The organism is Amycolatopsis plumensis, from assembly GCF_042652605.1.
GTDB classification, from domain to species: Bacteria; Actinomycetota; Actinomycetes; order Mycobacteriales; family Pseudonocardiaceae; genus Amycolatopsis; species Amycolatopsis plumensis.
This window is the reverse complement of the sequence record NZ_JBHSJY010000001.1, coordinates 4,717,956-4,732,639: the sequence shown is the minus strand read 5'-3', so window position 1 is coordinate 4,732,639 and position 14,684 is coordinate 4,717,956. Positions and strand designations below refer to the sequence as shown.

14 protein-coding genes are annotated in these 14,684 nt (G+C 71.4%); 4 read left to right on the top strand and 10 right to left on the bottom strand.

What is annotated here, in order from left to right:
* The first annotated feature begins 214 nt into the window (after positions 1–214).
* Together ACFPLC_RS22880 and ilvD are read left to right on the top strand one after the other, a co-directional pair.
* Positions 215–655 carry a PH domain-containing protein gene (locus ACFPLC_RS22880; RefSeq protein ID WP_378196100.1) on the top strand — a complete coding sequence of 147 codons (441 nt, stop codon included), beginning with the start codon at positions 215–217 and terminating at the stop codon, positions 653–655.
* A 135-nt stretch (positions 656–790) separates the two neighbouring features.
* A complete protein-coding gene (gene ilvD, locus ACFPLC_RS22875) occupies positions 791–2,635 on the top strand; it encodes a dihydroxy-acid dehydratase (protein WP_378196103.1) in 1,845 nt (614 codons plus the stop codon).
* A gap of 291 nt (positions 2,636–2,926) precedes the next feature.
* On the opposite strand, the gene ACFPLC_RS22870 is transcribed toward ilvD, so the two are convergent.
* Together ACFPLC_RS22870 and ACFPLC_RS22865 are read right to left on the bottom strand one after the other, a co-directional pair.
* Positions 2,927–3,502 (bottom strand): DoxX family protein, encoded by a 576-nt coding sequence (locus ACFPLC_RS22870; RefSeq protein ID WP_378196105.1) that lies wholly within the window; start codon positions 3,500–3,502, stop codon positions 2,927–2,929.
* 37 nt (positions 3,503–3,539) lie between these two features.
* The gene (locus tag ACFPLC_RS22865; RefSeq protein ID WP_378196108.1) at positions 3,540–4,448 is read right to left on the bottom strand and encodes a 2-hydroxyacid dehydrogenase; all 909 of its coding nucleotides are present in this window, start codon (positions 4,446–4,448) and stop codon (positions 3,540–3,542) included.
* A gap of 65 nt (positions 4,449–4,513) precedes the next feature.
* Between ACFPLC_RS22865 and ACFPLC_RS22860 the strand changes: the two genes are divergently transcribed.
* On the top strand, positions 4,514–5,722 hold the full coding sequence (locus tag ACFPLC_RS22860; RefSeq protein ID WP_378196111.1) for a PQQ-dependent sugar dehydrogenase: 1,209 nt from the start codon (positions 4,514–4,516) through the stop codon (positions 5,720–5,722).
* Between the two features lie 82 nt (positions 5,723–5,804).
* Here ACFPLC_RS22860 and ACFPLC_RS22855 read toward each other — a convergent pair whose 3' ends face one another.
* The 8 genes from ACFPLC_RS22855 to gatC all read right to left on the bottom strand — a co-directional run bounded on the left by ACFPLC_RS22855 (position 5,805) and on the right by gatC (position 13,770).
* Entirely contained in the window at positions 5,805–6,947 is a 1,143-nt protein-coding gene (locus ACFPLC_RS22855) for a Gfo/Idh/MocA family protein (protein ID WP_378196114.1), read from the bottom strand.
* Positions 6,947–7,666 carry a cupin gene (locus ACFPLC_RS22850; RefSeq protein WP_378196117.1) on the bottom strand — a complete coding sequence of 240 codons (720 nt, stop codon included), beginning with the start codon at positions 7,664–7,666 and terminating at the stop codon, positions 6,947–6,949. The genes ACFPLC_RS22855 and ACFPLC_RS22850 overlap by 1 nt, the downstream gene beginning before the upstream one ends.
* Complete coding sequence (locus ACFPLC_RS22845) at positions 7,663–8,583, bottom strand: DUF6807 domain-containing protein (RefSeq protein ID WP_378196120.1); 921 nt, start codon at positions 8,581–8,583, stop codon at positions 7,663–7,665. The genes ACFPLC_RS22850 and ACFPLC_RS22845 overlap by 4 nt, the downstream gene beginning before the upstream one ends.
* The gene (locus ACFPLC_RS22840) at positions 8,580–9,650 is read right to left on the bottom strand and encodes a Gfo/Idh/MocA family protein (RefSeq protein WP_378196123.1); all 1,071 of its coding nucleotides are present in this window, start codon (positions 9,648–9,650) and stop codon (positions 8,580–8,582) included. Before ACFPLC_RS22840 ends, ACFPLC_RS22845 begins: the two co-directional genes overlap by 4 nt.
* A gap of 265 nt (positions 9,651–9,915) precedes the next feature.
* Positions 9,916–10,446 carry a hypothetical protein gene (locus tag ACFPLC_RS22835; RefSeq protein WP_378196126.1) on the bottom strand — a complete coding sequence of 177 codons (531 nt, stop codon included), beginning with the start codon at positions 10,444–10,446 and terminating at the stop codon, positions 9,916–9,918.
* A gap of 8 nt (positions 10,447–10,454) precedes the next feature.
* Positions 10,455–11,960 carry an Asp-tRNA(Asn)/Glu-tRNA(Gln) amidotransferase subunit GatB gene (gene gatB / locus ACFPLC_RS22830; protein ID WP_378196129.1) on the bottom strand — a complete coding sequence of 502 codons (1,506 nt, stop codon included), beginning with the start codon at positions 11,958–11,960 and terminating at the stop codon, positions 10,455–10,457.
* Positions 11,957–13,474: an Asp-tRNA(Asn)/Glu-tRNA(Gln) amidotransferase subunit GatA gene (gene gatA, locus ACFPLC_RS22825; protein WP_378196132.1), complete on the bottom strand. Its 1,518-nt coding sequence runs from the start codon at positions 13,472–13,474 to the stop codon at positions 11,957–11,959. The genes gatB and gatA overlap by 4 nt, the downstream gene beginning before the upstream one ends.
* Positions 13,471–13,770: an Asp-tRNA(Asn)/Glu-tRNA(Gln) amidotransferase subunit GatC gene (gatC, locus tag ACFPLC_RS22820; RefSeq protein WP_043780795.1), complete on the bottom strand. Its 300-nt coding sequence runs from the start codon at positions 13,768–13,770 to the stop codon at positions 13,471–13,473. Before gatC ends, gatA begins: the two co-directional genes overlap by 4 nt.
* A 236-nt stretch (positions 13,771–14,006) precedes the next feature.
* On the opposite strand from gatC, the gene ACFPLC_RS22815 reads away from it, so the two are divergent.
* Complete coding sequence (locus ACFPLC_RS22815; RefSeq protein WP_043781008.1) at positions 14,007–14,660, top strand: ACT domain-containing protein; 654 nt, start codon at positions 14,007–14,009, stop codon at positions 14,658–14,660.
* Positions 14,661–14,684 lie beyond the last annotated feature (24 nt).

Here is a 14,684-nt window from a genome sequence, read left to right as displayed (position 1 = left end):
ACGAGGGTTCGCGCGTCGACGCAGCGGAAAGTCTTCCCTAAGCGTCGACGCGCTTGGGAAGTACGAGGCCGGTCAGCGGTGTCACGACGATGACGCTAGACCGAACGCCCCGCGGGTGTCAACTCTGCGGGATGACGTGTCCGCATCGTGGACGTGGGTCACACCGGCGCGACCCGGGTTCGAGCCCGGCGTGCGCGCGGTGCACCATTTCTCCGTGGCCGAAAAACAGCAGGACGAAGGCCGGAAGGCCGTCTTCCGGGTCCCCCGCACGTCGTTCATGGCGATCGCCCTCCTGACGATCTGCGTGACACCGATCGCGCTCGGGGAGATCCCGTACCTGCAGTGGCTCTACCTCTTCCCGATCGCGCTGGCGGTGTTCGTGGTCCGCCACCGCACCGTCGCGACGCGCTCGGGGCTGGCGGTCCGCACGGTGTTCGGCCACCGCGACATCCCGTGGTCGGCGTTGAAGGGGCTCGCGATCACGAAGAAGTCCCGCGTGCAGGCGGTGCTGCAGGACGACACGAAGGTGCCGCTGCCGACCGTGCGGACCCGGCACCTGCCGGTGCTGTCACTGGTCAGCGAAGGGCTGGTCGCCGACCCGAGCGGGGTGCTGCAGGCCGAGGACATCAAGCCCGAGACGTCGGCGAGCGAGTAACCCCGCGGCGTTTGCCGGGAACCCGACGGCGTAACCCGGTCCCCGCCCCGCCCCACCCTCAACGGACGGGCTTCGCCCGGCAGCGTAAATTGGTCCTACCAGTTTCGCCGGCCACCCTTTGACCTGGGAGTTCCCGTGCCGCCTCTCCGTTCCCGGACCACCACCCACGGCCGCAACGCGGCGGGCGCGCGCTCGCTCTGGCGCGCCACGGGCATGACCGACAGCGACTTCGGCAAGCCGATCGTCGCGATCGCCAACTCCTACACGCAGTTCGTGCCCGGCCACGTGCACCTGAAGGACCTCGGCGAGATCGTCGCGGACGCGGTCAAGGAAGCGGGCGGCGTCGCGCGCGAGTTCCACACGATCGCCGTCGACGACGGCATCGCCATGGGCCACTCCGGCATGCTCTACTCGCTGCCCTCGCGCGAGATCATCGCCGACTCGGTGGAGTACATGGTCAACGCGCACCAGGCCGACGCGCTGGTGTGCATCTCCAACTGCGACAAGATCACGCCGGGCATGCTCAACGCGGCGATGCGCCTGAACATCCCGGTGGTGTTCGTCTCGGGCGGCCCGATGGAGGCCGGCAAGGCGGTCGTCGTCGGCGGCGTCGCCCAGGCCCCGACCGACCTGATCACCGCGATCGCGGCGTCGGCGAGCCCCGAGGTCGACGAGGACGGGCTGGCGGTCGTCGAGCGTTCGGCGTGCCCGACGTGCGGTTCGTGCTCCGGCATGTTCACCGCGAACTCCATGAACTGCCTCACCGAAGCCCTGGGGTTGTCGCTTCCCGGCAACGGCTCGACGCTGGCGACGCACGCCGCGCGGCGCGCGCTGTTCGAGCAGGCCGGGCGCACGGTCGTCGAGCTGTGCCGCCGCTGGTACGAAAACGACGACGACTCGGTGCTGCCGCGTTCGATCGCGTCGAAGGCGGCGTTCGAGAACGCGATGGCCCTCGACATGGCGATGGGCGGTTCGACGAACACGGTGCTGCACATCCTCGCGGCCGCCCAGGAGGGCGAGGTCGACTTCACGATCGCCGACATCGACGCGATCGGCCGCCGCGTGCCGTGCCTGTCGAAGGTGGCGCCGAACTCCGACTACCACATGGAGGACGTCCACCGCGCGGGCGGAATCCCGGCGATCCTCGGCGAGCTGTACCGCGGCGGGCTGCTGAACACGGACGTCTGGTCCGTGCACTCGCGTGACCTCGAATCCTGGCTTTCGGAGTGGGACATCCGCGCCGCGTCGCCGTCCGCTGCCGCTCTCGAGCTCTTCCACGCGGCGCCGGGCGGGGTCCGCACGACCCAGGCGTTCTCGACGTCGAACCGCTGGTCGTCCCTGGACACCGACGCGGCCGAGGGCTGCATCAGGGACGTCGAGCACGCGTACACGAAGGACGGCGGCCTGGCGATCCTCCGCGGGAACCTCGCGGAGAACGGCGCGGTGATCAAGGCCGCGGGCATCGACGAGGACCTGTGGCACTTCGAGGGCCCGGCGCGGGTCCTGGAGAGCCAGGAGGAAGCGGTGTCGGCGATCCTGAAGAAGGAGATCCAGCCGGGCGAGGTCCTGGTGATCCGCTACGAGGGCCCGGCGGGCGGCCCGGGCATGCAGGAGATGCTGCACCCGACGGCGTTCCTCAAGGGTTCGGGCCTCGGCAAGAAGTGCGCCCTGATCACGGACGGCAGGTTCTCCGGTGGATCGTCGGGCATTTCGGTGGGCCACATCTCCCCGGAGGCGGCCGCGGGCGGCCTGATCGGCCTGGTGGAGAACGGCGACCGGATCCTCCTCGACGTCCACGAGCGCCGGCTGGAGCTGCTGGTGGAGCCGGAGGTCCTGGCCGAGCGCCGGGCGAAGATGGAGGCGTCCGAGCGGCCGTGGCAGCCGAAGGACCGCCAGCGCCCGGTGACGGCGGCTTTGCGCGCGTACGCCCGGATGGCGACGTCGGCGGACACGGGCGCGGTCCGCGACGTGAACAAGTAAGCCAGGCTGGGTCGAGAAGGCCGTCCCGGGTTTCCCGGGGCGGCCTTTTCCGGTCCACCAGGCGGATTTTTCGGCACACCAAGACCCCCGCCCCTTGGGGGACCCCCGAATTCAACGTTACTCGCGCCCACCGACAATCCCGGGCGCGCGAGTCGCAGTTGTCCACATAGCCGCCCGAACCGCCGAGTTGTCCACAGCCGCCGGGGGACCCCCGATTTCAACATTACCGGCGCCCACCGACAGTTTTCCGGCAACGCGGAGGCCGGAGCCGCCCGCCGAGCCGTCCCCCGGCTACCGCGTCAAGACGATGACCACGACGGTCGCCGCCGCGGCGAGCAGCAGCGACACCAGGCCCAGCGGCAACGGCCGCTTCCGCCAGGGCGTGTTCCGCTCCAGCGAGATCGACCCGGCGCCGGTGAACAGCAGGGTCAGCGCCGAAAGCCCCAGCAGCAGCTCGAACTCGAACCCCTGCCCCGAACCCTCGAAGAACCCGCCGTGAAACTTCGCGTACACCGCGTTGGCCGCCACCCCGAGCAGCCCGGCCGCGGCCAGTGGCGTGAACAGCCCGACGATCACCAGGAGCCCGCCGCCGACCTCGGTGACGCCGGTGATCCACGACAGCAGCGTCGTCTGCTTGTGGTAGCCGAACGTCTCCAGCACCCGCGCGAACCCGCCGATGCCCGGCCCGCCGAACAGGCCGAACAGGTGCTGCAGCCCGTGCGCGCCCATGGTCACGCCCAGCGCCAGCCGCAGGATCAGCAGGCCCAGCCCCAGCCCGCCCTGGCGCGGCGCGTCGTCCGACCGATCGTCCTCGACGCCCGACAGGAGGCTGGTGGGCTGCTGCGAAAAGTCGTCTCCACTGCTCACCCGCGCAGGTTAGGGGATCGCCGCGGGCCTGGCGAGCTCAGTATTCGCCGTGCACGAGGTTGTCCGGCAGCTCGCCGCCGGCGTACCGGGCGATCTCGGCCGCGGCGACGGCGTAAGAACGACCACGAACCCCGCGGACGGCCCCGCCGACGTGCGGCGTCAGCAGCAGCCCGGGCACCGTCCACAGCGGGTGCCCGGCGGGCGGCGGTTCGGGGTCGGTGACGTCGAGAGCCGCCCGCAACCGGCCCGTGGTCAATTCGGCGACAAGAGCGTCGGTGTCCACGACAGCGCCGCGTGAGACGTTGACCAGCACCGCGCCGTCGCGCATCCGGGCCAGGAACTCCGCGTCGACCATCCCCCGCGTGCGGGACGTCAGCGGCACCATCAGCACCACGACGTCGTGCAGCTCGAGCAGCCCGGGCAGTTCACGCACGCCGTGCACGCCCTCCCGCGCGGTCATCCCGACCATCGTGCAGCGCGCGTCGAACGGCTCGAGCCGGCGGCGCAGGTGCTGCCCGAGGTCGCCGGCGCCGACGACGAGCACGCGCTTGCCCTGCAGCGTGTCCGCCGTCTGCCGCTCCCACCGGCCTTCGCGCTGTGCCACGGCGAACACGTCCAGCTTCCGGTATATCGACAGCAGCGCGGCGACGACCCACTCGGCCGTACTCCCGCCGTGCGCGCCGCGGCAGGTGGAGAGCAGGACACCGTCGGGCACCTTGCCGACCCAGTCCTCGGCGCCGGCGGACAGCAGCTGGATCAGCTTCAGGTTCGGCAGCGTGCGCCACAGCTGCTCGCCCGGCGGGTGCTTGCCGGGGATGAGCACCTGCGCCTTCGCGGCCTCGGGCGGCACCGGCTCGCCCCACTGGTAGCGCACGGGCAGGACCCGCGGGACCTCGGCGAGCACGGTCATGCCCTCGTCGTCGGGCACCAGCACGGTCAGCGTCATGATCCCCAACGTAATCCAGGAGTACTCACCCATGGTTCACGCACCGGCCCCTAGGCTGGGGGATCATGCGCACCCGCTACCGCTCGGCCCTGCTGGCGATCTTGGCCTGCGGCGTCCTGCTGCCCGCCGGGTGCGCGCGGTTCGACGACACCGCGGCCGGCCAGACGTTCAGCCCCGCGCCCGTCCCGAGCCCCGAGTCGCCGCCCGAGGTCCAGGGACCCGGCGCGGACTCCGGCAGCGACCCCAAGCAGGCACGCCCGGGCCAATCCGCCGCGCCCGTGCCGCCGCCGCAAGGCTGCAAGGACTTCGACCCGTCGGTGATCGCGACGTGCCTGGACACCGTCGCCGCGGTGGCCGGCCTGCCGGGCGACGGCTCCACACCGACCGCGCTGGCGGGCGAGCGCAAAAGCGGCCGCGTCTTGCTGGCGACGGCCGGCAAGGACGCGACGGACTTCGCGAAGCTCGACGTCCAGGCGGCCGGCGACGGCGGCCTGACCGGTCTCGCGCTGTCGCCGTCGTACGTCGAGGACCAGCTGGTCTTCGCCTACGTCACGACCGCGACCGACAACCGCGTCGTCCGGTTCGCCCAGGGCCAGCCGCCCAAACCGGTGCTCACCGGCATCCCGAAGGGCGCGTCCGGCAACCGCGGCACGATCGGCACGGACAACCGGGGCGCGCTCCTGGTCGCGACCGGCGACGCGGGCGACCCGAACGCCGCGGCCGACCCGAGCTCCCTCGCCGGGAAGCTGCTGCGGATCGACACGTCCGGCAAGGCCGCGGCGGGCAACCCGAACGGCTCGCTCGTGGTGGCGGCCGGCCTGCACGCGCCGGGCGGGGTGTGCGCATCGGCCGACGGCGGCCGCGTGTGGGTCACCGACCGCCTCGCCGACAAGGACGCCCTCTACCGGATCCAGCCCGGCCAGCCGCTGACGACGCCGGCGTGGACGTGGACGGGCAAGCCGGGCGTCGCGGGCTGCGCCGACTTCGTCGACGCCAACGGCTCCCTCTCGGTCGGCACGTCTCTGGCGGGCAACTTGCAGAACTTGCCGGTGAGCCCGGACGGCGCGATCAGCGGCAAGCCGACGGCCAGCCTCGACGGGAAGACCGGCAAGCCGCCGGTGACGTACGGGCGGCTGGCCGGCATGAGCATGATCAACCCCCAGCTGGCGGTGGCGGGCACGGTCAACAAGGACGGCGGCACCCCGGTCTCCAGCGACGACCGCGTCGTCCTGATCACCCCGGCCACCTCCGGCGGCGGCAACGGCAAGGACTGACCTGCGGTTTTCCACCCGTCGCCGATAATCGACCACGGTGTGACCCGCGCGCCGGCGCGCGGGCCCGCCACACTCCGGCCGGTCAGCTCAGCGGCTTCAGCTCCACCCGCCGCCCTTCCGCGGACGACGTCAGCCCGGCCTCCGCCACCTGCAGCCCCCGGGCGGCCGAGAAGAAGTCGTACCGGTGCGGCCGCCCGGCGACGACGTCCCGCACGAACTCCTCCCACTGCGCCTTGAAGCCGTTGTCGAACTCGGCGTTGTCCGGCACTTCCTGCCACTGGTCGCGGAAGGGTTCGGTGGCCGGCAGATCCGGGTTCCAGACCGGCTTGGGCGTCGCCGAGCGGTGCTGGACGCGGCAGCGCCGCAGCCCGGCGACCGCGCTGCCTTCGGTGCCGTCGACCTGGAACTCGACCAGCTCGTCGCGGAAGACCCGCGTCGACCAGGACGAGTTGATCTGTGCGATGACCCCCGACTCCAGCTCGAAGATGCCGTACGCGGCGTCGTCCGCCGTCGCCGCGTACGCCTCGCCCTGTTCGTCCCAGCGGCGCGGGATGTGCGTCACCGCCTTGGCCGTCACCGCCGAGACGCGGCCGAAGAGGTTCTCGAGCACGTAATTCCAGTGGCAGAACATGTCGAGCACGATCCCGCCGCCGTCCTCGGCGCGGTAGTTCCAGCTCGGGCGCTGGGCCTCCTGCCAGTCGCCCTCGAACACCCAGTAGCCGAACTCGCCGCGCACCGACAGGATCCGCCCGAAGAACCCGCCGTCGACCAGCCGCCGCAGCTTGAGCAGCCCGGGCAGGAACAGCTTGTCGTGCACGACGCCGTGGCAGATCCCGGCGTCCCGCGCGAGGCCCGCCAGCTCCAGCGCCGATGTCAGTTTTTCGGCAAGGGGCTTCTCGGCGTAGACGTGCTTGCCCGCGGCGATCGCCGCCCGCACCGACGGCTCGCGCGCCGACGTCAGCTGCGCGTCGAAGTAGACGTCGACGTCTTGCAGCGCGGAGTCGGTGTCCGTGGTCCACGCCGTGAGGCCGTGCCGGTCGGCGAGGTCCTTGAGCTTCGCGGCGTTGCGCCCGGCGAGGATCGGCTCGAGCTGGACGCGGCTGCCGTCCGGCAGGGCGACACCGCCCTGTTCGCGGATCGCCAGGACCGACCGGAGCAGGTGCTGCCGGTAGCCCATCCGGCCCGTCACCCCGTTGAGCAGCACTCCGATGCTGGACTGGTTCATCACTGCAAGCCTTCCTGGTCGAGCGGGATGTCGTATTCGGTGCGGCGCCCGCACATGCCGTAGCCGTCCGGGTTCGACGGCGTCGCGACCCGCAGGCCGGACCGGTCGAGGTGGCTCCCGTCGCCGTCGGCGAGCGCCTTCAGATGAGCGCCGGTCAGCTCGGCGGCCCGCAGCGCCCCGGCCTGCCAGCGCGGTACCCACTCTGCGACCTTCGGCGTGACGAGCGCGACGGCCGCCCGGTGGAACGCCCGCAGCGGTTCCGGATCGCCGTCCCGCAGGGCGTCCCGCAGCGGCAGGTACCCGCGAACGGCCAGGTCACGGCGTTGCCGAGCGGCGTGGTCGGTTTTCGGCAACGCGGCGGCCGCGGCGTAGGCGGCCGGGTCGGCGAGCACGTCGGGCGGGAACGTGAAGACGGCGTCCCCGGCCTCCGGCAGCCCGCTGTTCTGCATGAGGACCGTGACGCGCAGGCCGTCGTCCTGCACCATCCGGTGCACGGTGCCGGGCGCGAACCACGCGATGACCCCGGCCGACAGCGGCGTCTCCGCGTAGCCGTCACCGCTCAACGTCTGGACGGCGCCCCGGCCCCCGGTGACGACGTAGGCCTCGGTGCAGGCGAGGTGGACGTGCGGGCTGCCCCCGCAGACGCCGTCTTCGGCCGCCCAGTCGTAGGCGCGCAGGTGCGAGACGCCGATGCCACCCGGTAGCGGAAATTCGTTCATGACCAACCGTGCCCGTCGAGGTAGCGGGTCACCCGGTCGCGGTCCCAGGCCCCATCGGCGGCGACGATCCGGTAGCGGTAGGCGAAGCTCTCGCCCGGCGGCAGTTCGAATTCGTCAAAAAACGCCCATGAGAACGCGACCATGGGCTGTTCCCCGGTTCGGACGAACCAGTGCGACTCGTGGATCGCCTTGTCGTTCTCGGGCGCGTGGGCGAAGACGAGCGTCGAATGCGCGTCGACGCCGTCGTGCTCGCCGACGAACGCGAGCCACGGCGCCTGCGTGCCCATCATCGCCTCGCCTTCGAGGTCGCCGGGGCCGAGGACGCGGCCACCGCCGAAGTCCCGGGGCCCCCGCCAGTGCAGCCCGGTGTACCCGGCCCGCTCGCGGCCCGCGGTGGTCGGGCTGCCGAACACGAGCGCGGTGTCACGGATGTTCGTCAGCTCGATCCCCCAGTCGAGCGCCCAGGACCCCAGGTCCGGCTCGACCGAGTGGACGACGATGTCGCGCCGCTCCCGCGCCCACTCCTCCCCGCCGTTGGCGACCCAGGAGAGGCCCTCGGTGAAGCTCAGCCGATCGCGTTCGACGGTGAAGGCAGCGAATTCGTCGTGCCGCATCGAGCCGATGCGGTCGGGCAGCTCCTGGTACCAGTCGCCGGGGACGTAGGTGTGCCCGCCCCAGAAGTTCTGCCCGGACAGGTGGCTCGCGGTCATCTGCAGGCCCTTGTGCCAGCGGTGGTCGGCGGGCCGGTACCCGCTGACGGCCCGGCCGCCGAGGGTCCGCAGCGGGTGGGCGTAGGGTTTGCGCGACTCGAAGGCCACCGGGTCGGGCTTGTACACATAGGACATCAGCTGGACGGCGCCCGCCTCGACGGCCACGTGCTCGCCGTGCCGGTGGGTCACCGTGATCGTTGCGCTCATCCGCGGCCTCCCGCCTGGTCGCCCGCCATGGAGCGGTAGAAGGGGTCACCGGGCCCGATCTCCCCGCGGCGCACGCCGAGCCCGGTGGACGCGGACTTGTAGAGCGCGGCGATGAACTCGAGAACCTGCCGCCCGTCGTCCCCGCTGCACGGCGGCCGCAGCCCGGCCCGGTGGGCGGCGAGGATCGGCGCGAACGCGGCGGCGTGCGAGCTGTCGACGTCGGCGGCCGGGGTGTGCCACCGCTCGGCGGCCTCCCCGCCGACGTGCGGCGCCGGCGTGTAGCGCCAGTCCTTGACGCCGTACCCGTAGAGGTGGGTGAGCTCCGCGGTGGCGCGCTCGCAGTCGATCCGGATCCGGCTCACCTCGTCCGGTGAAAGCACGCTGTTGACGACGGTCGCGAGCACGCCCGATTCGAATCGGACCAGCGCGGTGGAGACGTCCTCGGTCTCGACGTCGTGCACGAGCCGAGCGGTCATCGCCCGCACCTCGGCCCAGTCACCGAGCAGGTGGAGCAGCAGATCCATCTGGTGGATGCCGTGGCCCATGGCCGGGCCGCCACCTTCGGTCTCCCAGCGTCCCCGCCACGGCACCGCGTAGTAGGCAGCATCGCGGTACCAGGTGGTCTGGCAGTGCGCGACGAGCGGGCGTCCCAGCTCTCCGCGGGAGAGCAGCTCCCGGAAGTGCGCGGTGGCCGAGCCGGACCGCTGCTGGTAGACGAAGGCGGCATACGGACCACCGTCCCGCTCGGCGACGGTCATCTCGTCGTACTCGGCGAGCGACCGGCAGGGCGGCTTCTCGCACCAGACCCAGGCCCCGCTCGCGAGCGCCTTCTTCGTCTGCTCGACGTGCAGGCTCGGCGGCGTGCAGATCGAGACGAGGTCCGGTTCCTGCTCGGCAAGCAGCGTGCCCAGGTCGTGGTAGGGCTTGGCGTGGTAGGTCGCGGCGCAGAACGCGGCGACCCGTGCCTCGTCGACATCGGCGGCGGCCACGATGTCGACGTCTTCGCGGTGGACCTCGAAGGCGGTCCGGTGGCTTTCCGCGATGACCCCGGTTCCGACGACCGCCACCCGTAAGCGCTTTCCCTGAGCCAACCCGGGTCTCCCTCCACGGCTCCGGCGCCCCAGCAGCGCCGATCCACGCCGCCCGGGCACCCGCGGACGGCGGCTTCCACGGCCAGGCTGACCTCTTCGACCGTTCCAGAAAGCGCTTTCTCGTGCAACGGGCGAACGCGATGTCAACGTTGTCAACGGTCGCTATCAACCGGTCGGACGACTCGCGCAGCCGGTCGGGAATTCTCCAGCGGTAGGACTCTTACCGAAGCGGCAGCGAAGATCAGCTGCTCTTGCTGCGGGTCTTCCGCGGCTGCCGGCTCTCCGCCCGCATCGCCCGCATGTCCAGGAAAGAGGCAACGCCGGAAACCAATGCCGCGACCAACCCGAGGTACCGGCCGAGGCCGGGCTCGATCGCGACCCCGGCGGCCTCGAAGATACCGCGCTGGTCGGCGTCGAACTCCCAGTCCAGCGTCGCCCAGCCCAGCGCCATCAGCAGCAGCGACGCCGCCGCGACCACCAGCCACAGCTGCGGCAGGCCGCTGACGCGCAGGGTCCGGATTCGCCCGAAAACGACCACGACCAGCCCGGCCAGCAACAACGGCAACGGCGGGCACCAGGCGAAGAAGCCCGAGTGCCACGCGTCGCGGACGACGTCACCGTGGGGCAGCTGCGCGAGGATGCCCTCGATGTCCGGTCGGGTGGCGGTCAGCGTGGTCCACGGCAGAAACGTCGAACCCAGCGCGAGCAGCCCGGCCGCCAGGCCGAGCCACTCGCGCCAGGTGACGCTTTTGACGGAGAACGGCTGTGTCATGAAAACGGTCAGGAACCGACGCGCTCGATGATCAGCTCGCGCACCCGCTTGGCGTCGGCCTGCCCCTTGGTCGCTTTCATGACCGCGCCGACGATGGCGCCCGCCGCGGCGACCTTCCCACCGCGAATCTTGTCCGCGACGTCCGGCTGCGCCGCCAGGGCCTCGTCGATCGCCGCGAGCAGCGCCGAGTCGTCCGAGACGACCTTCAGCCCGCGCTTCTCGACGACCTCCCGCGGCTCACCCTCGCCGGCGAGCACGCCCTGGACGACTTCCTTCGCCAGCTTGTTCGTCAGTTCGCCGGACGTGACCAGCCCGATCACCTCGGCCACCTGGGCCGGGGTGATCGCCAGCTCGGCCAGCTCGACTTCGCGGGCGTTGGCCTCCTGGGCCAGGGTGTTGACCCACCAGCCACGCGCGTCGTCCGGCGACGCGCCGGCCTCGACGGTGGCCGCGACGAAGTCGACCGCACCGACGTTCAGCAGGTCACGCAGGGCCTCGTCGGAAAGCGACCATTCCTGCTGGATCCGCTTCCGCCGCTCGGACGGCATCTCCGGCAGCGTCCCGCGCAGCTCCTCGACCCACTCCCGCGACGGCGCGATCGGGACCAGGTCGGGCTCCGGGAAGTACCGGTAGTCCTCCGCGGTCTCCTTCGTCCGGCCCGACGACGTGGTGCCGTCGGCCTCCTGGAAGTGCCGCGTCTCCTGCTTGATCGAACCGCCCTCGGCGAGGATCGCCGCCTGCCGCGTCATCTCGTAGCGGACGGCGCGCTCGACGCTGCGCAGCGAGTTGACGTTCTTCGTCTCGGTGCGCGTGCCGAACTCGGTCGCGTCCTTGGCCATCAGCGAGACGTTCGCGTCGCACCGCAGCGAGCCCTGGTCCATCCGGACGTCGGACACGTCGAGCGCGCGCAGCAGGTCCCGCAGCGCACTCACGTAAGCCCGCGCCACCTCGGGCGCCCGCTCACCGGTGCCCTCGATCGGCTTCGTCACGATTTCGATCAACGGCACGCCGGCCCGGTTGTAGTCGAGCAGCGAGTGCTCGGCACCGTGGATCCGCCCGGTGGCGCCGCCGACGTGCAGCGACTTGCCGGTGTCCTCCTCCATGTGCGCGCGCTCGATTTCCACGCGCACGACCTCGCCGTCGTCGAGCGTGACGTCGAGGTAGCCGTTGAAGGCGATCGGCTCGTCGTACTGCGAGGTCTGGAAGTTCTTCGGCATGTCCGGGTAGAAGTAGTTCTTCCGCGCGAACCGGCACCACTCGGCGATCTCGCAGTTCAGCGCGAGGCCGATCCGGATGGCCCCCTCGACGGCTTTGCCGTTGACCGCCGGCAGCGCCCCGGGCAGGCCGAGGCAGGTCGGGCAGACCTTCGTGTTCGGCTCGCCGCCGAACTCGTTCGGGCAGCCGCAGAACATCTTCGTGTTCGTGTTCAGCTCGACGTGGACCTCGAGCCCGAGCACCGGGTCGAACCGCTCGACGACGTCGGCGTAGTCCATCAACTCGGCCACGGCAGTCACTTCGTTCCTCCCAGCTCCGGGACCTTGTGGATGAGCGCCCCACCGGCGGCGGCGTCGCGGGCGGCCTCGTAGGCGGCACCGACCCGGTAGAGCCGGTCGTCGGCGAGCGCCGGGGCCATGATCTGCAGCCCGACGGGCAGCCCGTCCTCGTCGGACAGCCCGCTCGGCACGCTCATGGCGGCGTTGCCGGCGAGGTTCGACGGGATCGTGCACAGGTCGGCGAGGTACATCGCCATCGGGTCGTCGACGCGCTCGCCGATCTTGAACGCCGTGGTCGGCGTCGTGGGCGAAACGAGGACATCGACCTGCTCGAAGGCGGCGTCGAAGTCACGCGTGATGAGCGTGCGCACCTTCTGCGCCGAGCCGTAGTAGGCGTCGTAGTAGCCGGACGACAACGCGTAGGTGCCCAGCATGATCCGCCGCTTGACCTCGGCGCCGAACCCCTTCTCGCGAGTGAGCGACATGACCTCTTCGGCGCTGTGCGTGCCGTCGTCGGCGACGCGCAGGCCGTAGCGCATGGCGTCGAACCTCGCGAGGTTCGACGAGCACTCGCTCGGGGCGATCAAGTAGTACGCGGGCAGCGCGTAGACGAAATTCGGGCAAGAGACCTCGACGACCTCGGCCCCGAGCGCGCGCAGCTGCTCGACCGCGGCCTGGAACGACCGCAGCACGCCCGGCTGGTAGCCGTCGCCGCCGAACTCCTTCACGACGCCGATCTTGACGCCCTTCAGGTCACCGTTCGCGCCCTGGCGCGCAGCAGCGACGACCGGCGGCACCGGCGCGTCGATGGAGGTCGAGTCCCGCGGGTCGTACCCGGCGATGACCTCGTGCAGCAGGGCGGCGTCGAGCACCGTCCGCGCGCAGGGCCCGGCCTGGTCGAGCGAAGACGAAAAAGCGACCAGGCCGTACCGCGACACCCCGCCGTAGGTCGGCTTGACCCCGACTGTCCCGGTCACCGACCCGGGCTGCCGGATCGACCCACCGGTGTCGGTGCCGATCGCGATGGCGGCCTCGAACGCCGCGATCGACGCCGACGAGCCACCGCCCGACCCACCCGGGATGCGGGCGTGGTCCCACGGGTTGTGCGTGGGCCCGTACGCGGAGTTCTCGGTCGACGACCCCATGGCGAACTCGTCCATGTTCGTCTTGCCGAGGATGACGACACCGGCCTCACGCAGCTTGCGCGTCACGGTCGCGTCGTACGGCGGCAGCCAGCCTTCGAGCGTTTTCGAACCACAGGTGGTCGGGACGCCTTCGGTGGTCAGCACATCTTTGAGCGCGAGCGACACGCCGGCCAGCGGAGACGCGGGCGCGTTGCCTTCGGCGATGCCCTCGTCGACCTTCTTGGCCGCGGCCAGCGCGCCCTCGGTGTCGACGTGCAGGAACGCGTGGATGTGGTCGTCGACCTCGGCGATCCGGTCCAGGTGGGCCTGCGTGACCTCGACCGCGGACACCTCGCGCGAGTGGATCTTGTCCGCCAGCTCCGCGGCGGTCAGCTTGATGAGCTCGGTCACTGCTCTTCCCCCAGAATCCGCGGCACCCGGAAACGGCCCTCTTCGGCGGCCGGCGCACCGGCCAGCGCCTGCTGCTGCGTGAGCCCGGGGACGACCACGTCCTGTCGGAAGACGTTCGTCAGCGGCACGGCGTGCGACGTGGGCGGCACGTCGGCGGCGGCGACCTCGCTCACCTTGGCCACCGAGTCCAGGATCTGGTCGAGCTGGCCGGCGAAGACGTCGATTTCGTCGTCGGTCACAGCCAGCCTGGCCAGCTTCGCGAGGTGCGCGACCTCGTCTCGGGAAATGTTGGGCACGCGGGTGACTCCCGGGTTGTGCTGTGCGGGTTGTCTCGGAAGCTGCAAGTCTATGGTGGCGGCGCGGGCGGACTCGACTGGGTTACGCCCGGCGCAGGCAGGCTGCCGTCCGGCGACTCTCACATCCCGCCCGGCGGACAGCAGGTCCCGCGAGCCGAGTGGGTCTGTCACAATCGGCGACCGGCATCGAGCGTCCCACGGCAAGGCTGGGACGCCAGAGGTGAGAGGGGCGCGTGGTGTCGTTCCTGATCCGGGTCCTCCTTCCGGACAGCCCGGGGACCCTCGGCGCGGTGGCCACGGCGCTCGGCACGGTAGGCGCCGACATCCTCAGCGTGGACGTCGTCGAGCGCGGCAGCGGAGTCGCCGTCGACGACCTGGTGGTCGAGCTCCCGTCGGGCCGCCTGCCCGACGCGCTGATTACGGCGGCGGAGAGCGTCGAGGGCGTCGAAGTGGACGCGGTCCGTCCCTACGCGGGCGTCCTCGACACGCATCGCGAGCTCGAGCTCGTCGAGGAGATCGCCGCGCAGCCGAAGTCCGGCCTCGACATCCTCGCCGAGGGTGTCCCCCGGATCGTGCGCGCCGGCTGGGCGATGATCGTCGAACATTCGGAGACCGGCGCGGTCCGGCTGGCCTCGTCCAGCGCGGCCCCGGAGACCCCGATCACCGACCTGCCGTGGCTGCCGCTCGAACGCGCGACGGTCCTCGACAGCGAGGAGGCCTGGATCCCGGAGACGTGGAAGGAGCTCGGCACCGAGCTCGCGGCGACCCCGCTCGGCAAGCCGGGCAAGGCGCTGCTCGTCGCCCGCCCCGGCGGCCCGAACTTCCGCGCCGCCGAGGTCGCCCGGCTCGCCCACCTCGCCGGCATCGTCGCGGTCGTCCTCGACGGGTAGCCCCGCACGTCGTCGAAAAGGGAC